Below are 21,139 nucleotides of genomic sequence, written 5' to 3'. Positions count from 1 at the left end.
TCGCGCGCCGGTGTCATCCGGCCCCGAGCGCCCCCAGAACCAGCCCCGCGCCCGCCCCGAGGATCATGAAAGGACCGAACGCCATCGCGGTCCGGCGCCCGGCCCGCCGGGTCAGCACCAGGGCCACGGCGCAGCAGGAGCCCAGCAGCAGCCCGGCGAAGGCGCCCACGAAGAGCACGTCCCAGCCGTACCAGCCCAGGGCGACCCCCAGCGTCAGCGCCAGCTTGACGTCGCCGAACCCCATCCCGCTCGGGCTGATCAGGAACAGCACCAGATACGCCCCGCCCAGCACCGCGCCGCCCAGCAGCGCCCGCGGCCAGGACCCGGCGCTGTGCGGCAGCAGCGCCGCCGCGCCGAGCAGCACCGCGGCCCCGCCCGCCATGGGCAGCGTGAGGACGTCCGGGAGCCGGTTGACCGCCAGGTCCACGCCGGTGAGCAGCACTCCCAGCGGCACCAGCAACAGCCACACCGCCAGCTCCGGGCGCGCGCCGACGGCCGCCGCCAGGCCCGCGCACGCCAGGGCGGTGAGCACCGCGGGCACCGGACCCGCCCCGTAGTCGCGCTCGCCGCCCCGGCAGCCGGCGCAGCGGGCGGGGCCCAGCCAGCCGCGCGCCGGGCCGGTGAGCGCGTGCCCGCGCGGACAGGCGCCGCGCCAGGGCTCCTCCGGATCGACGGCCAGCCGGTAGAGCGGGCGCGGTACGAGCAGCCCGGCGGCCGCACCGTACGCGGCGGCGAGCACGATCAGCAGCGGTTGCACGGGCCGAGCCTACGGAAGCGCCCGGCCGGTGGAACACTGCGCGGGACGGGCGGACGGCGCGGGAAGGGCCGAAGGGGGCCGGATGGTGAGCCGCTGGCGGGACGGTACGGGGACGCTGCACGTGGTCGGCGGCGCTGACGGAGCGGACGGAGCGGACGGAGCGGACGGCGCAGAGGAGGACCGGGAGGGCGCGGAGGGCAGCGCGGGGCGCGCGGAGGGCTTGAGCGCGGGGCGCGGGGCGGGCATTCCGCTCACCATCGCCGCCTCCTACCGCGCCCGCGCCCGCGGTCTGCTCGGCCGGGACGGCCTGACCGGCGCGCTCCTCCTCACCCCGGCGAGCGGGGTGCACACCTTCCGGATGCGGTTCGCCATCGACGTCGCCTATCTGGACCGGCGGCTCACCGTCGTGGACGTCCACGCCCTGCGCCCCGGCCGGCTCGGGCGCCCCAGGCTGCGCTCCCGCCATGTCCTGGAGGCGGAGGCGGGCGCGTTGGAGCGCTGGGGCGTGCGGCGGGGCGTGCGCGTTGTGATCGCCCCCGGGCCTTCAGCGCCGCCCTCCCCTTCTGTACGCTGACTTCTCGGTGTCATGGTTGGGACGCCCTCGGTCGCGGTCGAGATCCATCGAGGTAGCGGTCGGGATCATCGAGGTAGAGGTAGTAGGGGTAGGGGTGGCACGGTGACGACCACGGGCAAGATTCTTCGTTTCGACGAGTTCCGCGGCTACGGCTTCATCGCTCCGGACGACGGTGGCGAGGACGTCTTCATGCACGCCAACGACCTGCTGGACGAGAAGCACCTCTTCCAGCCGGGGTCCAAGGTGCGGTTCGTTCCCGAGTACGGCGACAAGGGGCCCAAGGCGTCGGAGGTCCGCGTCCTCGAGCGCGCCGCCACGCCCGTCGTACGGCCCTCCTCCGGGCCGGACGGCGACGACACCATGTGCGATGTGCTGTCGGTCGCCGAGCTCCGGCAGGAGCTCACCGAGGCGCTGGTCGAGATGGGCGGCAGCCTGACCGCCGACCAGATCAAGCAGGTGCGCAGGCGGGTCATCGAGCTCGCCCAGGCGCACAACTGGATCGAATCCTGATAGCGGATCCCGAAGCCTGAGGGCCGCCGCCGCGACAGGCCGTCGCGACGGCGGCCCCTCGCGTTCCGGCGCCTCTCGGCTTCCGGTGCTTCTCGGCTTCCGGCGCCTCTCGGCTTCCGGTGCTTCTCAGCTTCCGGTGACCTTCAGCATCATCCACATCGCCGCCGTCGCGGCCACCACGGTCGCCGGTGCGGTCAGCAGCCCCAGACGGGTGAACACCCCGAGGTCGGAGCCGGTGTCCGGCTCGTGGTGGTGCACTATGCGCCGCCACAGCAGGGTCGCGAGGGAGCCGACATAGGTGAGGTTGGGGCCCAGGTTGACGCCGATCAGCACGGCGAGCACGGGCCCGGTGCCGCCCGCGGAGGCGATCGGCAGCAGCGCCAGCACGGCGGGCAGGTTGTTGATGAGGTTGGCCAGCACCGCCGCGACCGCCGCGATCCCGAGCAGCGCGGGCAGGCTCGTCCCGGTGGGCAGCACCTGGGTCAGCGCGTCCTGGAGGCCGCCCGCCAGCACGGCCTGCACCACCACCCCGAGCGCCAGCACGAACAGGCAGAACAGCGGCCCGGCCGCGCCGATGGCCCCCCTTACGGTCGTCTCGCGGCGCCGCAGCGCCCTTACGGTGAGCACGAGGGCGCCCGCCCAGGCCGCCCACTGGGGGTCGAGGCCCGCCAGCGAGGTCCCGACGAACCCGGCGAGGGTCAGCAGCAGCACGGTCAGCGCGAAGACCGGCACCCGGGGCCAGTCGGCGGGCGGCGGCTCGGTGGTCCCGGCGGCCAGATCGGCGGCGAAGAAGCGGCGGAAGACCAGGTACTCGATGCCGATGGTCAGCAGCCAGGCGGGCCCCATCAGCACGGCGAAACGGGTGAAGGAGACCCCGCCGGCCTGAAGGGCGAGGAGATTGGTGAGGTTGGAGACCGGGAGGAGCAGGGACGCCGAGTTCGACAGATGGGCGCAGGCGTACACATGCGGCCGGGACCGCGCCCCGAGCTTGCCCGCCGTGGCGAACACCACGGGCGTCAGCAGCACGACGGTGGCGTCCAGGCTCAGCACGGCGGTGACGACGGCCGCGACCGCGAACACCCCGCCCAGGAGCCGGTCCGTACGCCCCGCGCAGGCCCGCGCCACGGCCTGGCCCGCCGCCTCGAAGAGCCCCTCGTCCGCGCACATCCGGGCCAGCAGCAGTACGGCGGCCAGAAAGCCCACGACGGGCAGCAGCTCCTGGGTCTCCGCCCAGGCCCGGGCGGGCGAGACCGCCCCGACAGCCACGACGATCCCGGCGGCGGGCACGGCCGCGACCGCTTCCGGCAGACCCCGGGGGCGCACCACCGCGAAGGCCAGGACGCCGAGGAGCAGGACGACGGAAAGGGACTCGGCGACGGCGGTACTCAGGACGGACTCCGGCGGATGGCGTGATCGGCACACCCATGATGCGGCATGGCGCACCGGGACCGCCGCCTGCGGCGGGCTCGTTCCCCTCCCCGCCCCCTTCCCGAAACTGGGGCTCCGCCCCGGACCCGGGGTCCGGGGCGGAGCCCCCCCCACGCGGCGGAGCCGCATATCGATCCGGCGGGGAGAGACGAAGCCCCCGGTCCGGGGCCCGGGCCGAAGCCCTCGTCCGGGACCCGGGACGAAGCCCCGTTCGAAGTCCGGGGCGACCCGCGGGAAGGGGCGAAGCCACGTTCGGGGTCTGGGGCGGAGCCCCAGTTTCGGGAAGGGGCGGGGAGGGGAAAGACCCGCAGGTCAGCCGGGGCTCACCCGGTCCTGGGGAAGCTGACCTCCACCCGGCGGTTGCGCTTCCGCCCCTCCTCGCTCGCGTTGTCCGCGATCGGGTACTGCTCGCCGTAGCCCCGGATCTCGTAGTTGACCGAGGGGTCGAGGTCCTCGGCGAGCGCCTGCTGCACCGCGTTGGCCCGCTGCTTCGACAGCACGATGCCATGGCCCGCGGAGCCCAGGTCGTCGGTGAAGCCAAAGACGCGGACGCTCTTCGCGTTCTGCCGCTCGGCCTCGGAGGCGATCTCCTTGATCCGGGCCTTCGCCTCGCCGCCCAGCTTGGCGCTGTCCTTGCCGAAGAGCACCTCGGCCTGGAGGGCGAACTTCACCTTGGCGTTGGTGTCCTCCCGCCGCTCGTCGCCGTCGTCCGTCTCGACCACGGACTTGATGTCCAGGACCCGGCCGGGCGCCAGCTCGGCGCCCTCGGGCATCCGCAGATCGGAGTCCTTGGCGTCGATCTTCAGGGGCGGAGTGGTGTCGGCGGGCGCGCCGGGCCCGCTGTCCGCGTGGGCGGACGGCGCCGGGGCGGTGAGGGTGACCAGGAGCGCGGTGGAGGCCAGCGCGGCGAGCACGGAGCCGCGGCGCGCGGGGCGGCGGGCCGTCGTCTGCGGTGTCATGGCCCGGCTCATCCGGAGAGGGTGATGCCGACGGACGGCATGGTCGGGATCTGGAAGTCGACCTCCGTGACGCTCTTGGGCGGGGCCGGGAACTGGGCGAACAGCGGCCGGCTCTCATTGGGCTTGATCCCGGAGAGCCCCGTGGTGCACAGGCACTGGCCGTCGGTGTCCCGGAGGACGAGATAGCGCTTCTTGCCCTTCTCGTCGACCAGGGACGCGCCGGAGACGGACGACAGGGACTTCACCTCGGTCTCCTTCGAGCGCCAGTCGATCGCGTTGAAGAGCCGGCTGCCGTGGTTGGTGACGGTGGCGTTCACCGTGACGAACCCGCCGTCGTCGCGCTCCGCGGAGTGCAGGGTGACGACGATCCCGCCGGGACCCTTCATCTCGCCGATGGTCTTGGAGGAGTCCGCCGCGGGCTCCTGATCCTCGCCGTCGTCCTTGGGCGCGGTCGACGTCCGGTCCGCGCCGTCGCCGGGCTTCTTGTCGCCGTCGCCGCTGCCGCACCCGGCCACGGCGAGGGCCAGGGCCGCGGCGAGCGCCGTCGCGGCGGCCCCCCTCCGGGCCTTCGTCGTGTGCCGAATGCTCATCGCTCGCTGTCCTTTGCTCTTCGTTCGCTCGTCAGTCGGCCGTCAGTCGGCAAGGTGCACGGAGAAGAGGTCCTTGGCGTCGGGGAAGAGGTCGAGGCGCGTCGGGTCGATGGTCAGGTCGAGTCCGTCGCAGCGGAGGTCGATGGGCGGCTTGTCGTCCTTGCCGTCGTCCTTACCGCCGTCGCCGTCGTCCTTACCGCCGTCGCCGTCGTCCTTACCGCCGTCCCCGCCCTTCCCGCCGCCCTGGCCGACGTCGTCGGGCTCCTTGGTCGGCGGGGCGGGCGGCTCGGCCGTGCAGCGCGGGGTGACGACCGCCTTGGCCATCGCCGTCGCGTGCTTGGTCTCCGTGCCGGGGATGACGGTCTTGCCCACGGGCTTCTGCGTCCTGACGGTGACGGTGAAGGACGTGGGGAGATAGCCCGGGACGCACCCCGGGCCCGTGAGGTCCGCACCGTTCTGCTGAGCGAACCACTGGGCCCGCTCGCAGGCGTCACCCGTGCCGATCCCCCGTCCGTTCAGCAGGTCGTCCCATACGCTGCCGTTCGCGATCGCCTCCAGGAACCCCTTGCGCAGCTGGTCGCGGTAGTCCTGGGCGGCCGCGAGGGCCGCCGCGTCGGCGGCGGTCTGTCCGCCGTTGCGGGTGGCTCCGGCCTGGCCGACGGCGAAAAGGGCGAGCGCGAGGAAGAGCAGGGCCGCCACCGCGGTGATGTAGATCGGAAATGCCTGCCCCGCGTCGCTCCTGAGATCTCGGCGCGCTGTCACGGGACCGGTCAGATGCCGACGACCTGTGAGATCTTGTCGGAGATGGCATTCGCGATCATGCTGCCGAAGTCCGTGGTCGACAGGACCAGCACGATGGCCACCACCACGGCGATGATGCCCAGATATTCGATCGAGGTCTGTCCCCGATCGTTCCGCATGACGCGCTTCCCCATTGTGTTCCCCTCCATGGGCTGCCGTCCCACTGTGGTCCGGCGACTCAACCCCCGTGATGTCGCTCGCGACACGAGCAAAGTACGCCGAAACAACCGTCTCGGAACAGTGCCCCAGGAAGCATTGCCTTCCCCGTTCACCACGTTCGAACCGTGGACGTGACGACCGGCCCCGGTCGTGCATACGTCTCACCCCCTCCCGCCACCGAGGAGTTCTCCGTCGACGACTGTCCCACATTCAATTGCAGCCGCGAAGGAGCTTCACCTAAAAGAGACCGTCAGTCCCCTGTCACCGAGCCGAAGTCGGTGCCCGAACCGATGAAGAACCCCGCAACGAGCAGCACCATGGTTCCGGGCACCATGAAGGTCGTGATGACCATGGTCGCCTTCGGCACCGCGCGCGCCGCGCGCCGCCGCGCGTTCTGGGCGTCCGTGCGGCGCATGTCATTCGCAATGGCGATCAGCGTTTCGACAATCGGAGCGCCCAGCTCCTCGCCCTGCTGAAGGGCGGTGACGAACTGCGCGACCTGTTCCGAGTCATTACGTTTACGTAGCTCCTCGAACGCATGGCGGCGACTGACGCCCATGTCCATTTGCCGAAGTGTGATGCGAAGTTCATCCGCCCAGGGACCCTCGTACTTCTCCGCGACCCGGTCCAGGGCCTGGCGGAAGCTCAATCCGGCGCTCACCACGACGGCCAGAACGTCCAGAAAGTCCGGCAGCGTCCGCTCGATCGCGTCCTTGCGCTCCCGCACCGCCGCCCAGATGCCGACCTCGATCCAGAACAGCCCGAACGCCACCAGCACCAGCGCCAGCAGGACTTGACCCCTGATCAGCATCACCAGCGCGCCGCCGAAACCGAGCGCGCCGTAGACCGCCCGCCGGGCCGCGTAGCGGTCCACCGTCAGACCGCCCGGATTGCCCGCCAGATCGATCCGGCGGCGGACCCTGGCCACCCGCTTCTCGCCCATCAGCCGCAGCACCAGCGGGGCGTAGCGGATGCCCAGCCGATCGACCGCCGAACCGACCGCGGTCGTCCGGCTGGAGCCGACCTCCAGGGCCACCGCCAGGTCACTGGGCAGCTTGGCCTCGCTGCGGTACAGCGCGATGCCGTAGGCGATGCCCGCCACCGCGAGACCGGCCGCCAGCGCCAGCAGCAGTGCCATCTCCCTGAGTCCCCTCTCGGACGGTCGTGGACGTTCTCAGACGTCGATCTTGGACATGCGGCGGATGAGGAAGAAGCCGATCCCGTACAGGCAGAAGGCCACGACCACCGCCGCCTGCCCCCAGAAGGACGAGGTCATCCGGTCCAGCGAACCGGCCGAGATCCGGTTCATCAGCAGCAGTGTCCCGATCCCCAGCAGCGGTACGACATAGGCGGTGACGGTCACCTGCGAGAGCTGGGTGCGCACCTCACGCCGGGTCTCCTTGCGCTCCTCCAGCGTCTGGGTGAGGTTGCGCAGCGAGCTGACCACGGTCCCGCCCGCGCGGTTGGACAGCACCAGCGTGGTGACCAGCACCACCAGCTCCCGGGAGGGCAGCCGCTCGGCCAGCTCCTCCAGCGCGTCGTCGATCGAGTGGCCGACGGCCAGCTTGGCCGCGACCTTGGCCAGCTCCTCGCCCGCCGGCGCCTCCATCTCGTCCGCCGCCATGCCGAGCGCGGTGCGCAGCGCCAGCCCGGCCTGGGTGGCGTTGGCCAGGATCCGTGACAGCTCCGGCAGTTGGTTGATGAAGCGCTCTATCCGCTTCTGCCGTTGCCAGCTCAGGAACGCGAAGGACCCCCAGACGGCGACCACCGCCGCTATCGGGCCGAAGAACGCCGCGAGGAAGGACGCCGCGATCAGCCACAGCCCGGCCGCCGCCCCCGCCGTGTAGACGAAGAACTCCCCCGGGGTGATCTCCAGGCCCGTCGCCGCCAGCCGCAGCTCCAGCTTCCGGCCGAGCGAGGTGGTGCGCAGCCGCCGGTCGACCCCGGCGAAGCGGCGCGCCCGGCCGGTGCCCGGCAGTGGGCCGGTCTCCGAGAGCCGGTCGATCAGCGCGCGCTGCTGCTCCTTGCCGCGGACATAGGTGTGCACGCCCACGACGCCCAGCGCGCCGCACACCAGCGTCGCGCCGAGGGCGGCCGTCGCGAGATGGTCCATGGGCCCTGCTACCTCCGGTCCCTGGGGTCGAACGGGGGTGGGTCGAACGAGGGTGGGTCGAACGAGGGTCGGTCGTGCGGGGGCCGACCGAACGGCGGCCTGTCATGTGGCGGCCTGTCATGTGGCGGCCGGTCGTGCGGCGGTCGGTCGTACGGGTCGTATCCGGCCGCGCGGGTGGCCAGTTGCGCCGGGAAGGCGGCCACGCCGAAGGCCGGTGGCACCGATTCGCTCGCCAGCCGCAGCCGCTCCGCGACCCGCTCCGGCAGCGGGAAGTAGCCGAACCGCCCGTGCACCACCCGGTCCGCGCCCATGGGCTGGGCCTCGAAGCGGCAGACGGTGGCGATGCGGTACGCCTCGTGGCCGTGGCTGTCGAGCAGCGCGATCTCGCTGATCCGCCGGGATCCGTCGGCGTTCCGGACGAGCTGGACGATGCAGTCCACGGCGCTGTTGATCTGGTCCCGCAGCGCCTCGTAGGGGATGGCCACCTCCGACATGGAGGCGAGCGTCTGCAGCCGCATCAGCGCGTCCTCGGCGCTGTTGGCGTGAACGGTGGCCAGCGAGCCGTCATGGCCGGTGGACATGGCCTGGAGCATGTCGAGGGTCTCGCCGCCGCGCACCTCGCCGACGATGATGCGGTCGGGGCGCATCCGCAGTGAGTTGCGGACCAGGTCGCGGATGGTGATGCGGCCCTTGCCCTCGACGTTGGGCGGCCGGGATTCCAGCCGGATGACATGGGTCTGCTGCAACTGCAGCTCGGCGGCGTCCTCGACGGTGATGATGCGCTCCCCGTCGGGGATCAGCCCGGAGAGGGCGTTGAGCAGCGTGGTCTTGCCGGAGCCGGTGGGGCCGGAGACCACCACGTTGAACTTGGCCCGCACCAGCGCCGCGAGCAGCATCAGCATCTGCTCGTCCAGCGTGCCCATGCCGATCAGCTCATGGAGGGTGTAGGCGCGGGGGAAGCGGCGGATGGTGAGCGTGGCGCCGGTGAGGGCGAGCGGCGGGATGATCACGTTGACGCGCTCGCCGGACGGGAGCCGGGCGTCGACCATCGGATTCGATTCGTCCACGCGGCGGTTGACCGTGGAGACGATGCGCTCGATGGTCTGCATGAGCTGCTCTTCGGAGGCGAAGCGGACGGGGACCTGCTCGACCCGGCCGGAGCGCTCCACGAAGATCTGGTCCGGCCCGTTGACCATGATCTCGGTGATGGAGGCGTCTTCGAGGAGGGGTTCGAGCACCCCGAGGCCGAGCGCCTCGTCCACCACCCGGCGGATGAGCTGGGAGCGCTCGGTGGTCGAGAGCACCGGGCCCTCGCGGCTGATGATGTGGCCGAGCACGCGCTCCAGCCGGGAGCGGCGCTCGGCGGTGGAGAGCGAGGACATCTCCGCGAGGTCGATCTCCTCGAGCAGCTTGGCGCGGTAGGCGGAGACGAGGTGGCCGTCCTGGCGTCCGCCGCCGCCCTCGCCGGGCCCCTCGGGCGCGGTGATACGGGCCCGCAGGCTCATCGGTCGCCTCCCATCGCCGCCGCCCCCGGGCTGTCCGTACCGCCGTCGCCGCCATCGCCGTCGTCGCAGGGCATCGTGGCGCTCTTCTCGGCGCTGCCGAAGTCGAAGCCGGGGATGACGGAGGGGATCTCCACGGTCGCGGTGGCCTGCGCCTCCCCGCCGCCGCAGCCGCCGCTGCTGATACCGGTGCCGTCGGCCAGCCACCCGCTGATCGCCGCCTCCCCGGCGGCCTGCGGGCTGGTCCGCGGCTCGTCCAGCGACGCCGTGCGCGCCGCCGCCCGCGCCGCGGTCCCGGCCTGCTGGGCGGCGTACGCGGCGATGCCGAGCTGCACGGCGGCGAGCGCGACGAGGATGAGGATCGGCAGGAACCCCAGGAACTCGATGGACGCCGACCCCCGTTCGCGGCCCCGCCCGGCGGCCGGACGGTCACGGTGGCGCGGTGTCACGACACCGCGAAGCATGGAGGGGAGACGGCCCGCCCCGCGACTGGGCGGCGAACCCACCGTCTCGGGACGGCGCCGCGCCACGACCCCGCCACCCGCGGGCGTGCCCGCCCCGGCGCGGCCCCGCGACGGGGCGCGCGCCACCGTAAGGCGCGCGTCGGCGGGGCGGCGTGCCGGTTCCCGGTGACGGCTCATGTCACTCCCCACCGCCCGCCAGGTCGCTCTCGTCCGCCGCGCCCGCCGTCCCGGTGACCGTCCAGGGGAAGTCGGCGGCGCCCGGGAAGAGGATCGGGACGTGGAGCTTGACCGTGGCCTTGTAGACCGAGCCGTCGCCGCCGCCGCAGTCGATGTCGGCGCTCCAGGAGCCGGGGATGTCCTTGCTCGCCGCGTCCTGGCAGGCGCCCGCGCCCTTGGTGGCGCCCGCGCGGGCGCCCTTGTCGGCCGAGTTGCCCGCCAGCGAGTACGTATAGCCGACCAGCACCACCTGCCAGACGACCGCGAGCACGATCAGCGCCAGCGGCAGGACGCCGAGGAACTCGACCGTCACCTGGCCGCGGTCGCCGCCCCGCTTGCGCAGGAAGCCCTTGGTGGACGGAGGGGGGATCTCGTTGAGCGCGTCGGTGCCGTCGCCCACGCTGCCCTGCGCCGGGTCGCCGCCCGCCTCTATGGCATGGCGCCGCCGCAGCCCGGGCAGGGCTCGCTCGCCGCCGCCCCCGGCCGCGTGGCCGCCCCGGTGGGCGGCGCGGCGGCCGCCGCCCGGGGGCGCGGCGTCCACCAGGCCCAGCTCACCTGCCAGCCCCCACAGCGCCTGTTTGACGGCCGACTTGGCGTCCAGGTCCTGCATCCGGCCGGAGTCGACGGCGGGCTGCAGCTCCTTGAAGCCGGCCGGGATCGCCGTGCGCGCCACGGTCGTCCCGGTGGCCCGCTGGACGAGCTGCGGCTGGATCTCCGCGCTGCGGGTGTGCCGGTTGACCACGGTCACGGTCTCCTCCGCCTTGCGGATCTGGAGCCGGTCCCACAGCCGGACCATGCGCTTGGCGGCGCGCACCGCGACCACGTCCGGGGTGGTCACCAGCAGCGCGATGTCCGCGATCTCCACGGCGGCGGCGCCCGCGGAGGTCATCTGCGTACCGCAGTCGACGACCACGAGCTCGAAGCGCGACCGCAGCGCGCCGATGACCTGGCGGGCGGTGCGGTCGGTCACCTCCTCGCCGCGCTCGCCCTCGCCCGGCGCGAGCAGCAGCCCGAGCCCGGTCTGGTGGGTGAACACCGCGTCCTGGAGCACCCGGGGCGAGATGTCGCTGATCTGTGCCAGATCGGCGATCGAGCGCCGGAACTGGACGTCGAGGTAGGAGGCGATGTCCCCGGACTGCAGGTCCAGGTCGACGAGCGCGACCTTACGGCCCGCGGCCCGCGCGGCGAGCGCGAGCTGCACGGCGGTCACGGTGGTGCCCACCCCGCCCTTGGCGCCCGCGACCGCGACCAGCTTGCCGCCGGGCCCGGCGGCCAACGGATCGCCGCCGCCCCCGAGATGGCGCCGCACGCCCGTGGCCCACTGGGCGGCGCCCTGGACGCGGGCCGCCAGCTCGTCGTACGACAGCGGTATCCCGGCGATGCCGCGGGCCCCGGCGTCCATGGCGGCCGAGTACAGCGCGGGCCCCGCGTCGGCGGTCACCAGCACAACGCCCACCGCCGGGAAGCGCAGCGCGATCTCGCGGATCAGCTCCAGCGCCGGGGCCGGGGCGATGCGCTCATGGACGAGGACGACCTCCGGCAGCTCCTCCAGGGAGGCGGCGGCCAGCGAGGCGAGGGTGTCGAGCAGCAGGGTCGAGTCGCCGACCGGCGCCGAGGGTTCGACACCGGGCAGCTGGCCGAGCAGCCCGCTCAGGGAGCGGGCGGCGTCGGGGTCGCCGACGGCCGGCAGAATCCTGATCGTCACCGCGGCACCTCCTCACTCATTTGTCGCCGTCGAGGGTGTAGGTGCGGTCGCCGGGGCCTATGGAGGTGCCTCCGCCGGGGGCGACCAGCGCGAGCCGCACATGCGAGGCGAAGGACTCGGCGTAGGCCACGCGCTGTGCGTTCTTGGTGTCGAGCGCGAAGGTGATCGGTACGGCCTCGTCGATCCGCCGCTTGTCGTCCTGGTTGGGCTCCAGGGCGGTGATCTTGCCGAGGTCGAGCACCTCGGCGCCCGCGACGATCAGCTTGGAGACCGCTTCCTCGCCCTGGGAGTCGCCCTCGAAGGTCGCGTAGATGTTGACCTTCGCACCCGGGGTGATCTTGCCCGCGACACCGGTGGCCGCGTCGATCATGATGGCGATCTCCTGCTGCCCGGGCTTCAGGGCGGGCCGGTTCGCGATCATGTCCCGTTGCAGCAGCGACCCCTTGGTGAGCTGGGTCACCGCGATCTTCCCGCGTAGCTCGTCGAGATCGGTGACGGCGGTGGAGGGCACATAGCGCTTGGGCATCGAGACCTTCTCGAACTCCCCCGCGTCCAGCGCCTTGTAGGGCTGGACGTCCGAGGTGAGCTTGTAGGCGGTGGTCTCGGGGCCGACCTTCGACTCCACGTCGTTGACGACGGAGAGCACTCCGGCGAAGGCGCCGACGGCGCACAGGACCGACAGGAGCAGCAGGATGACTCCGCGGCGCTGGCGTGAATTCATGGGACGCACAACCTCGTTCGGGGACGTTACCGGCTGGTCAGGGCGGGACGTGGGGACGTGAGCAGTGCGGGGATCTCATCGCCGCGCGCCACCGGGCAGGAGCAGAAGGCACAGCGGTCACCGATGAGTTCGAAACCGCACCAGTGGCATTCCTCTCTCCTTACGGAGGCCACGAGCTGGTAGAGGACCGAGAGGTCGGGGATGGCCGCGGCGAACTCGATCAGCTTCGGGGTGCCCCACCAGCGCGCCGATTCGGCGGGCAGCGGCACCTCCTCCACGCCCCGTACGCCCCAGGCGGGGGCGAGGGCGCCGGTGACCCAGTCGTCGTTACCCGCGCCGCCCCCGTAGCCATGGCTGTTGAGCTGGCCCCGGGCGACGGTCATGGAGGTGACGTATCCGGGGGCGGGCAGCTCGGCCGCGCCGCCGACCTTGACCAGCCGCGGGGTGGGGTGGGCGAGCACCCCGAAGTGGGAGCCGGGCACCCAGGACTTGACGTGCGAGGTGAGGCTGACCGGGACCCGGTCCAGCCGGGCGACGCTGCCCAGCAGGGCGCCCGCGTGGATGTAGTGGGAGAGCAGCCGGGCGGCGCACGCCAGAACACCGGGGCTGAAGTCGGATATGGACAGCTGACGGAGCTGACGGGCCAGTACGGCGACGGCCAGCGGGGGCAGTTCGAGCGGCAGCAGCGCCATCCGGTCGCTCTCCAGGACGGAGCGCACGATATGGAGCCGGCGGACCACGGCCGCGGGGGTCGCGGCGGGATAGAGCACGACGAGATAGCCCTGCTGGTCGAGGAGGGTCCCGACCTCGGCGAGGGCGTCGTCGAGTGACTGTGCGTCCGGCGGGCGGAGCACGACGGCCGACGGGGTCTGCCCGTCGGGCGGCGGAAGCACCAGCTCACGGCCGGTGACTGCTATCGCGGTGGGCACGTCGGCTACCCCGTCTCACATCGGCGCCGAGCGGCGGCGGCCACAGGTCTCTACTGCCCCTGTCTCATTACTGCCCCTGTCCTGGTGCGTCGTCACTTTATCCACGAAAACGGCGTGAGAGAACAGTTCCTCTGGGTTACGCACCCCGGGTCCGATGCGGAGTCCGCGCATCCTCTTGACAAGGTTATTGGTCTGGACCACTTTACGTTCATACGGTGGCCACCGTCCGCAATCTCCTCCTTCACACCGGCTTCCCAACGGATTCCCCCACGGAGGCAGTCATGGACCGTGCCGCACACCCCCGCCCCACCCGACTCAGACGCACCCTCGCCCGGCTGACCAGCGCATTCGCCACCATCGCCCTGGGCGCCACCGGTCTGGTCGCCCTCGGCGGCACCGCCGCGGGCGCCGCCGCCAACCTCGCCCAGAACCCCGGCTACGAGTCCGGCCTCAGCGGCTGGACCTGTTCCGCCGGGAGCGGCACCACGGTCGCGAGCCCCGTCCACGGCGGCTCGGCCGCACTCAAGGCCACCCCGGCGGGCACGGACCACGCCCGCTGCGCCCAGACCGTGGCCGTCAAGCCCAACTCCTCGTACACGCTGAGCGCCTGGGTCCAGGGCAGCTATGTCTACCTCGGCGCCAGCGGCACCGGCACCACCGACGTCTCGACCTGGACACCCTCGGCGCCCGGCTGGCAGCAGCTCAGCACCAGCTTCACCACCGGCGCGAGCACCACCTCGGTGACCGTCTACACCCACGGCTGGTACGGCCAGCCCGCCTACTACGCCGACGACATCAGCCTGGCCGGCCCCGGCGGCGACCCCGGCGACCCGGTACCGGGCGCGCCGAGCGGGCTGCGGACCGGCGGCGCCACCTCGTCCTCCATCGATCTGTCCTGGTCCCCGGTCACCGGCGCGACCGGCTACAACGTCTACCGCGACGGCTCCAAGGTGCAGTCGGTGAGCGGCGCTTCGGCGACCGTGACGGGTCTGGCGGCCTCCACCTCGTACCAGTTCCAGGTCACCGCGACCAACGCGGCGGGCGAGTCGCCCAGGTCGTCCGCCGTCACCGGCACGACCACAACCGGAGGCGACGGGGGCGGCACCGTGCCCAAGCACGCGGTCACCGGCTACTGGCAGAACTTCAACAACGGCGCGGCCGTGCAGAAGCTGCGCGACGTCCAGAACCAGTACGACATCATCGCGGTCGCCTTCGCGGACGCCACCGGCACCCCCGGGGCCGTCGACTTCACCCTCGACCCCGCCGTCGGCTACGGCAGCGAGCAGCAGTTCAAGGACGACATCAAGGCCAAGCAGGCGGCCGGGAAGTCCGTCGTGATCTCGATCGGCGGCCAGAACGGCACGGTGTCCATCAACGACTCGGCGTCCGCGAACAACTTCGCCGACTCGGTCTACGCCCTGATGCGCGAGTACGGCTTCAACGGCGTCGACATCGACCTGGAGAACGGCCTCAACGCCACCTATATGACCCAGGCGCTGCGCTCCCTGTCGGCGAAGGCCGGGTCCGGCCTGGTGATCACCATGGCCCCGCAGACCATCGACATGCAGTCCACGTCGGGCGCCTACTTCCAGACGGCGCTGAACATCAAGGACATCCTGACGGTGGTCAATATGCAGTACTACAACAGCGGTTCGATGCTGGGCTGTGACGGCAAGGTGTACTCCCAGGGGTCGGTCGACTTCCTCACCGCCCTCGCCTGCATCCAGTTGGAGGGCGGTCTGTCGCCGTCCCAGGTCGGCCTCGGCCTGCCCGCCTCGACGCGCGGCGCGGGCAGCGGCTATGTCTCCCCGGCGATCGTGAACAACGCCCTGGACTGCCTGGCCCGCGGCACGAACTGCGGCTCCTTCAAACCGGCCCGGACGTACCCGGGTCTGCGCGGCGCGATGACCTGGTCCACCAACTGGGACGCCACCGCGGGCAACGCGTGGTCGAACGCGGTGGGCCCCAAGGTGCACGGTCTGCCGTAGCGTGACGCGGCCCCTCCTGCGGGGATGGGCCAAGGGGCCGGGGCGCAAGCGCTCGGCCCCCTCATCCGCATTTTTCACCCTCATGGGCAGGGAAGATGTCGCGCGGGGTTGACAACGGCATTGGTCTGGACCACCTTATACGCACGCCACAGGGGCCCCTGAACGCGCACTCGCACCACCTCCCCCACATCTCCCCCCACGTACGGAGGCTGTCGTGGTACGCGCACAGTTCACCAAGCGGCTGCTCGGAGCCGCCGCAGTCGTCGCCATCGCCGCCGGAGGTCTGATATCCGCCGGCTCGGCCAACGCGTCGGAGGACCACTCCGACGCCAAGCAGCACGCCGCCGCCGTCCCCGAGCACGCCGTCACCGGGTACTGGCAGAACTTCAACAACGGCGCGACAGCCCAGAAGCTCTCGGACGTCCCGGACGACTACGACATCATCGCGGTCGCCTTCGCGGACGCCACCGGCTCCCCCGGAGCGGTCGACTTCAAGCTCGACCCCGCCACCGGCTACAGCGACGAGCAGCAGTTCAAGGACGACATCAAGGCCAAGCAGGCGGCCGGGAAGTCCGTGATCATCTCCGTCGGCGGCGAGAAGGGCACCATCTCGGTCAGCGACGACGCCTCGGCCGACGCCTTCGCCTCCTCCATCACCGGCCTGATGGACAAGTACGGCTTCAACGGCGTCGACATCGACCTGGAGAACGGTGTCAACTCCACCTACATGACCAAGGCCCTCAAGGCCGTCCACGACAAGAAGAGCGATGTCGTGGTCACCATGGCGCCGCAGACGATCGACATGCAGTCGGCGTCCACCGAGTACTTCAAGACCGCCCTGGGGATCAAGGACTTCCTGACGGTGGTCAACATGCAGTACTACAACAGCGGCTCGATGCTGGGCTGTGACGGCAAGGTCTACTCCCAGGGCTCGGTCGACTTCCTCACCGCCCTCGCCTGCATCCAGCTCGAGAACGGCCTCGACCCGTCGCAGGTCGGCATCGGAGTGCCCGCCTCCACCAGCGGCGCCGGCTCCGGCTATGTCGAGCCGGGTGTCGTCAACGACGCCCTCGACTGCCTCGCCAAGGGCACCGGCTGCGGCTCCTTCAAGCCGTCCAAGACCTACCCCGGCATCCGCGGCGCGATGACCTGGTCCACCAACTGGGACGCGGCGGCGGGCAACGCGTGGTCCAAGGCGGTCGGCCCGCACGTCCACGGGCTGTAGACCCTCAGACACGAACGACAGTTCGACGTACGCCGGTGCGCCCCGCTCACGCCATGCGGGGCGCACCGGCGTACTGGTGTTCGCTACGGCTTGGGCAGCGCACACCCCGCCAGGTTCAAGTCGATCTTGTTGCCGGTGGTCACGCACTTGGTGATGCCGTAGGTCTCCTGGGCGTAGTTGATGCCCTGGCGCACCGTCACCGTGCCGTTCTCGTCCACCTCGCACGGGTTGTTCAGGGTGCAGCGGCCGCCGTCCTCGTTGCCCGTGTTGTTCACGGCCACGACCTTGCCGGACGCCGGGTCGACGACGGGAGAGCCCGAGGTTCCGCCGATCGTGTTACAGGCGGAGGTGTAGCGGACCGAGTCCTTCCAGGTCCACTCCCCCTCCTTAAGCCGGTATGCAAATCCGTCGATATTGCAGGAGTAGATCTTCTTCCAGTAGCCGGAGACCACATTGATGGCGGAGCCCTGGGTCGGGTGGCTGTCCGACAGCTGCAGCGCCTTGATGCCGTACGCCGACTGGATCTGGGCGTATGTGGACGTCAGCCGGTACAGCGAGATGTCGGTGTCGGTCATCGTCGCGTACGCGACCTTGCTCGCGCGTACGGTGCCGGCGCTGCCACCCGAAGCGGTCAGCAGGGTGAAGCTCCGGGTCGACGGCTGGTCGACGATCACCTCTCCCGCGCCGGGGAAGCCGCTCTCCAGGCAGTGGCCGTTGGAGAGCACGAGCGCGGGGTCGGTGTCGGCCGAGCCCGGCGTCCGGACGACGGAGCCGGAGCAGTTGCTGAGCGCCACGGTGCCCGCGAAGGTGACGGCCTTCGGGGCCTTGGCGGGGGATGCGGCCGCCGCGGGCGCCGCGCCCGCGCCGACGAGGGTCGCGCCGCCCAACAACAGGGCCGAGAACGCACCGACGAGAGATCTGTTCATGCGGGGGGTTCCTTCCCTCGATGAGAGATTCCTTCGGCTTCGACCATTTCCCACCCTTGCGCATGTCATGCGCATGGCCGAACACTGGCGCAGCAGTCGCTCGCCCTTCACCCCCCAGGAGATGTCATGCGACGTCGCATCCGCGGTAGACGGGCCACCGCCCTCACCGCCTTGCTCACCCTCGCACTCGCCGCCCCCATGGCAGCTCAGGCCGACGATCCCGCCCCACGGCCCGGCACCGACCGCACCGCGTCACCCACTGCCCAAAGCGCCGACGAGAACGTGCGGCAGTACGAGGTCTCCGGTCCCGCCACCCGGGCCGACCGCTCCGCCGTCGCCGCCACCGGCGTCTCCATCGACGAGGTCGACGCCCGCTCCCTGGTCGTCACCGCCGACGCGGCGCAGGCGACGCGGCTGCGCGGGCTCGGCTACCGGCTCACCGCGCTCCAGGGCCCGCCCGACCGCGGTGCGGGCAGGGCCACCAAGCCGTTCGACTTCCCCTCGGGCGACGCGAAGTACCACAACTACGCCGAAGCGAACGCCGAGATCAACGCGGCGGTGGCCAAGTATCCGTCGATCCTCAGCAAGCGCGTCATCGGAAAGTCGTACGAAGGCCGCGACATCGTCGCCCTCAAGATCAGCGACAATGTGGCCTCGGACGAGAGCGAGCCCGAGGTTCTCTTCACCGCCCATCAGCACGCCCGTGAGCACCTTACGGTGGAGATGGCGCTCTATCTGGTGCGGCAGTTCACCGAGGGCTACGGCAGCGACTCCCGGATCACAGGCGCGGTCAACGGCCGGGAGATCTGGATCGTCCCGGATGTGAACCCGGACGGCGGCGAGTACGACATCGCCACCGGCTCCTACCGCAGCTGGCGCAAGAACCGCCAGCCCAACTCCGGCTCCTCGTCCGTGGGCACCGACCTCAACCGCAACTGGGACTTCAAGTGGGGCTGCTGCGGCGGCTCCTCCGGCTCCCCCGGCTCGGAGACCTACCGCGGCCCCCGCGCCGCCTCCGCCCCCGAGGTGAAGGTCGTCGCCGACTTCGCCCGCAGCCGGGTAGTAAACGGCAAGCAGCAGATCAAGGCGGCGATCGACTTCCACACCTACAGCGAACTGGTGCTGTGGCCCTTCGGCTGGACGTACGACGAAACCACCACCGGCATGACGCGGGACGACTACGACGCCTTCGCCGCGGTCGGCAGGAAGATGGCGGCGAGCAACGGCTACACCCCCGAGCAGTCCAGCGAGCTCTACATCACCGACGGCGCGATCGACGACTATCTGTGGGGCACCCAGAAGGTCTTCGCCTACACCTTCGAGATGTACCCGACCTCCAGCGGCGCCGGCGGCTTCTACCCGCCCGACGAGGTCATCGACCGCGAAACCAGCCGCAACCGCGACGCGGTGCTCCAACTCGTGGAGAACGCGGACTGCATGTACCGCTCGATCGGCAAGGAAGCGCAGTACTGCGCCTGAGCCGAGCCGACACCGTATGGCACGCGGACGCCGTCCCGGCGGGGACACCGCCGGGACGGCACCTCGCGAAGCCCCTGAGGGGGATCGCCTTCAGTACCGCTGTCGGCTGCCTGGGTAGCGGACAGGCTGACGGCACTCGGGCGCATCGGCGGGCGGGGGCTGCTCACCGAGCGCGTAGCACAGGGCCGCGTGCAGTTGCTCCGCCGCCGCGAGGGTCAGCTCCAGCTCGGCGATGGCTTGATGCCGCCCGCCCCTGCTGATCTGGAGCGGCAACGCGAGTTCCCCACCGTTCACCCGGCGCAGGCCCCGGCCCGGAACGGGATTGATTCGCCAGTCGGTCACGACGCCCCCGCAGCGCCGCCAGGCGCCGTGCCCACGTCCGGGTCGTCGCCTTCGCCGTACGACGGCAGTCGGGCGCCCCTGCTCTCGGCGACCCGCAACACATCGCGCAGGGCCTCACACAACCGGTCCGCGAGGTAGCGCAGTTCTCGCCTGCCGTCCCTGGGGGCGTCCAGCAGCGCTCGGGCGTGCCGGAGGAGTTCGGTCCCCATGGACATCTGTACGGCCTCGATCGCGTCCGCACGTCGGCTCAGCGGGCTGTTCCCGTCGTCCGACGCCAGATAACACGGCTTGCCGTCAGGGTCCGTCCACGGCAGCAGGCGACGATGTCCCCGTCCGCGACAGCAAGCATCCCCATGGCCCGGCGCTCGTATTCGAGCCGTCCGCCTGGTCGGCGTTCGTCTCCGGCGTCAAGCGCGGGGAGTTCCCCACCACCTGAGCCACCCAAACTCCCAGCGCCGAACGGCATCCTTTGTCGTTTCTTCCTCGACGTTGCATGTGCGTGCGCCGGTCTGCTGGTTGATGTCGCGACCTTGGTGGAGTCCGGGCACAGCAACCAGATGACTCTGACTGTGGTCGCCGGTGGTGCTGTCATCACGGGTCGGCCGGCTCCCGAAGCTGTCTGGCGGCAGCGGGTGTCCGAGGTCCTGGCGGACTCGGCCAGTCTCAATAGATTCTCGGCTGTCTTCACCGCTACGACGTGTGAGGAGAAGGCGCCCACGCATCTGCATTTCCATGTGGCGCGGATTCTGCAGGGCACGGTGGGGATCCCGGAGACAGGCGGGATGTACCGCGTGGCGATCGATGACGTCAGCGCTTGGACCGTGGGCGACTTCAGCTACTCCGACCAGTGAGATACGACGCTGCGAGTTAACGGACCGCGCGGCAACGCCGCGAGGGTCCGACCGGCACGTGTCGGTCGGACCCTCACTGTTGTTCTAATGGCGGCTCGCACCCCCTCGTCGGTCAGACGGTGGCAGGGGCGGCGAGCATCGCGGAAGCCTGCTGGATTGGGCTGGGGACACGCGTGGGCGCGGCTGTCCGGCGGAGGCCGGGGCAGGTGAAGCCGAGCTGGGTCATGGCCCGGAGAACTTCACCGGCGCTGAAATCGCGGCGGTCCTGGCGCGTGATGGCCTGCCCGACCTGCTTGACCGGGTAGGTGCGGCGGCCGATGATCACGGACTCGCCGATGATCTGTTCGGGCTTGATGCCCTTCATGGATTCCAGGACGCCGCTCTTGGTGAGGTCGAACGGGAAGCGGGCGATGATACAGCGCATGATGCCTCACAGGGAGAAGAAGGGGGTAGTTCTACCGCGGTGAGGCGGTTCAGTGGGCGAGGACGCCCCGTGTGCTGTCCTGGTCTTCGACGACCGGCAGTGCGGCGAGTCGGCGGTCCAGGGCTGCGTGCTCGGCTTCGGCGGTCGTGGTCACGGGTGAGGTGAACGGCCCACCGCCATCGGGGATGTCGCGCAGTTGGACCCGGTCCGTGTACGCGGGGCTGTCACGGACCGCGGTGAGCTGGGCCTGGGTGACCAGTTGGGTGCACAGGCCGTCGTTGTCGCAGACGAACAGGTGCCCGGTGCGGGCGCCGGCCATGACGGACAGGGCGACTTCGATGGTCATGTCGTCGCAGACTTGCAGTGCGCCTGTGTCCATGGCGTCCGCGGCAGTCTGGTGTGTTGGGGTGACGTTCGTCGAGCGGGGCTGCATCTGAACCAGCGTCAAAAGGTGCCTCCGGCAGTGGTGGGTCAGT

At 71.1% G+C, this 21,139-nt stretch carries 24 protein-coding genes and 1 pseudogene; 7 read left to right on the top strand and 18 right to left on the bottom strand.

The features are described 5' to 3' along the window. Positions 1–13: 13 nt before the first annotated feature. A complete protein-coding gene (locus BLV72_RS22050; RefSeq protein ID WP_093464330.1) occupies positions 14–757 on the bottom strand; it encodes a prepilin peptidase in 744 nt (247 codons plus the stop codon). Positions 758–839: 82 nt separating this feature from the next. Here BLV72_RS22050 and BLV72_RS22045 point away from each other — a divergent pair, with 82 nt between their 5' ends. Next, positions 840–1,331 carry a DUF192 domain-containing protein gene (locus BLV72_RS22045; RefSeq protein WP_093464328.1) on the top strand — a complete coding sequence of 164 codons (492 nt, stop codon included), beginning with the start codon at positions 840–842 and terminating at the stop codon, positions 1,329–1,331. 102 nt (positions 1,332–1,433) lie between these two features. Further along, the gene (locus BLV72_RS22040) at positions 1,434–1,841 is read left to right on the top strand and encodes a cold shock domain-containing protein (RefSeq protein WP_093464326.1); all 408 of its coding nucleotides are present in this window, start codon (positions 1,434–1,436) and stop codon (positions 1,839–1,841) included. 126 nt (positions 1,842–1,967) lie between these two features. Here BLV72_RS22040 and BLV72_RS22035 read toward each other — a convergent pair whose 3' ends face one another. The 12 genes from BLV72_RS22035 to BLV72_RS21985 all read right to left on the bottom strand — a co-directional run bounded on the left by BLV72_RS22035 (position 1,968) and on the right by BLV72_RS21985 (position 13,428). Beyond that, positions 1,968–3,263 (bottom strand): SLC13 family permease, encoded by a 1,296-nt coding sequence (locus tag BLV72_RS22035; RefSeq protein WP_208905696.1) that lies wholly within the window; start codon positions 3,261–3,263, stop codon positions 1,968–1,970. Positions 3,264–3,592: 329 nt separating this feature from the next. Further along, positions 3,593–4,228 (bottom strand): OmpA family protein, encoded by a 636-nt coding sequence (locus BLV72_RS22030; RefSeq protein WP_093464325.1) that lies wholly within the window; start codon positions 4,226–4,228, stop codon positions 3,593–3,595. An 8-nt stretch (positions 4,229–4,236) separates the two neighbouring features. Continuing rightward, positions 4,237–4,818: a hypothetical protein gene (locus BLV72_RS22025; RefSeq protein ID WP_093464323.1), complete on the bottom strand. Its 582-nt coding sequence runs from the start codon at positions 4,816–4,818 to the stop codon at positions 4,237–4,239. A 42-nt stretch (positions 4,819–4,860) separates the two neighbouring features. Continuing rightward, on the bottom strand, positions 4,861–5,580 hold the full coding sequence (locus tag BLV72_RS22020; RefSeq protein ID WP_093464322.1) for a pilus assembly protein TadG-related protein: 720 nt from the start codon (positions 5,578–5,580) through the stop codon (positions 4,861–4,863). Positions 5,581–5,588: 8 nt separating this feature from the next. Continuing rightward, on the bottom strand, positions 5,589–5,738 hold the full coding sequence (locus BLV72_RS48005; RefSeq protein WP_162496074.1) for a hypothetical protein: 150 nt from the start codon (positions 5,736–5,738) through the stop codon (positions 5,589–5,591). A gap of 290 nt (positions 5,739–6,028) precedes the next feature. Further along, complete coding sequence (locus BLV72_RS22015) at positions 6,029–6,916, bottom strand: DUF5936 domain-containing protein (RefSeq protein WP_093464321.1); 888 nt, start codon at positions 6,914–6,916, stop codon at positions 6,029–6,031. 36 nt (positions 6,917–6,952) lie between these two features. Further along, entirely contained in the window at positions 6,953–7,891 is a 939-nt protein-coding gene (locus BLV72_RS22010; protein WP_093464319.1) for a type II secretion system F family protein, read from the bottom strand. 8 nt (positions 7,892–7,899) lie between these two features. Next, positions 7,900–9,396: a TadA family conjugal transfer-associated ATPase gene (locus BLV72_RS22005; protein ID WP_093464318.1), complete on the bottom strand. Its 1,497-nt coding sequence runs from the start codon at positions 9,394–9,396 to the stop codon at positions 7,900–7,902. Then, positions 9,393–9,857 carry a TadE/TadG family type IV pilus assembly protein gene (locus BLV72_RS22000; protein WP_093464316.1) on the bottom strand — a complete coding sequence of 155 codons (465 nt, stop codon included), beginning with the start codon at positions 9,855–9,857 and terminating at the stop codon, positions 9,393–9,395. The genes BLV72_RS22005 and BLV72_RS22000 overlap by 4 nt, the downstream gene beginning before the upstream one ends. Before the next feature lie 178 nt (positions 9,858–10,035). After that, positions 10,036–11,778, bottom strand: coding sequence for an AAA family ATPase (locus tag BLV72_RS21995; protein WP_093464315.1), 1,743 nt, complete (start codon positions 11,776–11,778; stop codon positions 10,036–10,038). A 16-nt stretch (positions 11,779–11,794) separates the two neighbouring features. Then, complete coding sequence (gene cpaB / locus BLV72_RS21990) at positions 11,795–12,499, bottom strand: Flp pilus assembly protein CpaB (protein WP_093464313.1); 705 nt, start codon at positions 12,497–12,499, stop codon at positions 11,795–11,797. A 26-nt stretch (positions 12,500–12,525) separates the two neighbouring features. Continuing rightward, positions 12,526–13,428, bottom strand: a complete 903-nt coding sequence (locus BLV72_RS21985) for a hypothetical protein (RefSeq protein ID WP_093464312.1) — start codon at positions 13,426–13,428, stop codon at positions 12,526–12,528. Positions 13,429–13,709: 281 nt separating this feature from the next. Here BLV72_RS21985 and BLV72_RS21980 point away from each other — a divergent pair, with 281 nt between their 5' ends. Beyond that, positions 13,710–15,416, top strand: coding sequence for a chitinase (locus BLV72_RS21980; protein WP_093464310.1), 1,707 nt, complete (start codon positions 13,710–13,712; stop codon positions 15,414–15,416). 214 nt (positions 15,417–15,630) lie between these two features. Then, positions 15,631–16,641, top strand: coding sequence for a chitinase (locus BLV72_RS21975; RefSeq protein ID WP_093464309.1), 1,011 nt, complete (start codon positions 15,631–15,633; stop codon positions 16,639–16,641). 83 nt (positions 16,642–16,724) lie between these two features. Here the strand turns inward: BLV72_RS21975 and BLV72_RS21970 are convergent, their stop codons facing one another. After that, positions 16,725–17,567, bottom strand: coding sequence for a S1 family peptidase (locus BLV72_RS21970; protein WP_093464307.1), 843 nt, complete (start codon positions 17,565–17,567; stop codon positions 16,725–16,727). A gap of 126 nt (positions 17,568–17,693) precedes the next feature. Here BLV72_RS21970 and BLV72_RS21965 point away from each other — a divergent pair, with 126 nt between their 5' ends. Then, a complete protein-coding gene (locus tag BLV72_RS21965) occupies positions 17,694–19,046 on the top strand; it encodes a M14 family metallopeptidase (RefSeq protein WP_093464306.1) in 1,353 nt (450 codons plus the stop codon). Between the two features lie 90 nt (positions 19,047–19,136). Here BLV72_RS21965 and BLV72_RS21960 read toward each other — a convergent pair whose 3' ends face one another. Both BLV72_RS21960 and BLV72_RS52050 read right to left on the bottom strand, forming a co-directional pair. After that, complete coding sequence (locus BLV72_RS21960) at positions 19,137–19,388, bottom strand: hypothetical protein (protein ID WP_093464304.1); 252 nt, start codon at positions 19,386–19,388, stop codon at positions 19,137–19,139. Further along, positions 19,385–19,597, bottom strand: a complete 213-nt coding sequence (locus BLV72_RS52050) for a hypothetical protein (RefSeq protein WP_425288573.1) — start codon at positions 19,595–19,597, stop codon at positions 19,385–19,387. Before BLV72_RS52050 ends, BLV72_RS21960 begins: the two co-directional genes overlap by 4 nt. Positions 19,598–19,713: 116 nt before the next feature. On the opposite strand from BLV72_RS52050, the pseudogene BLV72_RS21950 reads away from it, so the two are divergent. Then, positions 19,714–19,824 (top strand): annotated as a pseudogene (locus BLV72_RS21950) (DUF397 domain-containing protein); the annotation flags it as partial. Positions 19,825–19,897: 73 nt separating this feature from the next. Next, on the top strand, positions 19,898–20,239 hold the full coding sequence (locus tag BLV72_RS21945) for a hypothetical protein (RefSeq protein WP_093470481.1): 342 nt from the start codon (positions 19,898–19,900) through the stop codon (positions 20,237–20,239). A gap of 112 nt (positions 20,240–20,351) precedes the next feature. Here BLV72_RS21945 and BLV72_RS21940 read toward each other — a convergent pair whose 3' ends face one another. Both BLV72_RS21940 and BLV72_RS21935 read right to left on the bottom strand, forming a co-directional pair. Next, the gene (locus BLV72_RS21940) at positions 20,352–20,663 is read right to left on the bottom strand and encodes an SCO5918 family protein (RefSeq protein ID WP_093464300.1); all 312 of its coding nucleotides are present in this window, start codon (positions 20,661–20,663) and stop codon (positions 20,352–20,354) included. A 49-nt stretch (positions 20,664–20,712) separates the two neighbouring features. Further along, the gene (locus BLV72_RS21935; protein WP_093464298.1) at positions 20,713–21,111 is read right to left on the bottom strand and encodes a CBS domain-containing protein; all 399 of its coding nucleotides are present in this window, start codon (positions 21,109–21,111) and stop codon (positions 20,713–20,715) included. Positions 21,112–21,139 lie beyond the last annotated feature (28 nt).

The sequence above is a fragment of the Streptomyces melanosporofaciens genome (assembly GCF_900105695.1).
Lineage (GTDB): Bacteria > Actinomycetota > Actinomycetes > Streptomycetales > Streptomycetaceae > Streptomyces > Streptomyces antimycoticus.
This window is presented reverse-complemented; position numbering and strand designations above follow the sequence as displayed.

Coding starts and splice junctions, on each gene's coding strand:
- cpaB (WP_093464313.1), bottom strand. CDS start 12,499: ATGAATTCACGCCAGCGCCGCGGAGTCATCCTGCTGCTCCTGTCGGTC.
- BLV72_RS22015 (WP_093464321.1), bottom strand. CDS start 6,916: ATGGCACTGCTGCTGGCGCTGGCGGCCGGTCTCGCGGTGGCGGGCATC.
- BLV72_RS22000 (WP_093464316.1), bottom strand. CDS start 9,857: ATGCTTCGCGGTGTCGTGACACCGCGCCACCGTGACCGTCCGGCCGCC.
- BLV72_RS48005 (WP_162496074.1), bottom strand. CDS start 5,738: ATGCGGAACGATCGGGGACAGACCTCGATCGAATATCTGGGCATCATC.
- BLV72_RS52050 (WP_425288573.1), bottom strand. CDS start 19,597: ATGGGGACCGAACTCCTCCGGCACGCCCGAGCGCTGCTGGACGCCCCC.
- BLV72_RS21970 (WP_093464307.1), bottom strand. CDS start 17,567: ATGAACAGATCTCTCGTCGGTGCGTTCTCGGCCCTGTTGTTGGGCGGC.
- BLV72_RS21940 (WP_093464300.1), bottom strand. CDS start 20,663: ATGCGCTGTATCATCGCCCGCTTCCCGTTCGACCTCACCAAGAGCGGC.
- BLV72_RS22030 (WP_093464325.1), bottom strand. CDS start 4,228: ATGACACCGCAGACGACGGCCCGCCGCCCCGCGCGCCGCGGCTCCGTG.
- BLV72_RS21980 (WP_093464310.1), top strand. CDS start 13,710: ATGGACCGTGCCGCACACCCCCGCCCCACCCGACTCAGACGCACCCTC.
- BLV72_RS22045 (WP_093464328.1), top strand. CDS start 840: ATGGTGAGCCGCTGGCGGGACGGTACGGGGACGCTGCACGTGGTCGGC.
- BLV72_RS22025 (WP_093464323.1), bottom strand. CDS start 4,818: ATGAGCATTCGGCACACGACGAAGGCCCGGAGGGGGGCCGCCGCGACG.
- BLV72_RS22010 (WP_093464319.1), bottom strand. CDS start 7,891: ATGGACCATCTCGCGACGGCCGCCCTCGGCGCGACGCTGGTGTGCGGC.
- BLV72_RS22005 (WP_093464318.1), bottom strand. CDS start 9,396: ATGAGCCTGCGGGCCCGTATCACCGCGCCCGAGGGGCCCGGCGAGGGC.
- BLV72_RS21965 (WP_093464306.1), top strand. CDS start 17,694: ATGCGACGTCGCATCCGCGGTAGACGGGCCACCGCCCTCACCGCCTTG.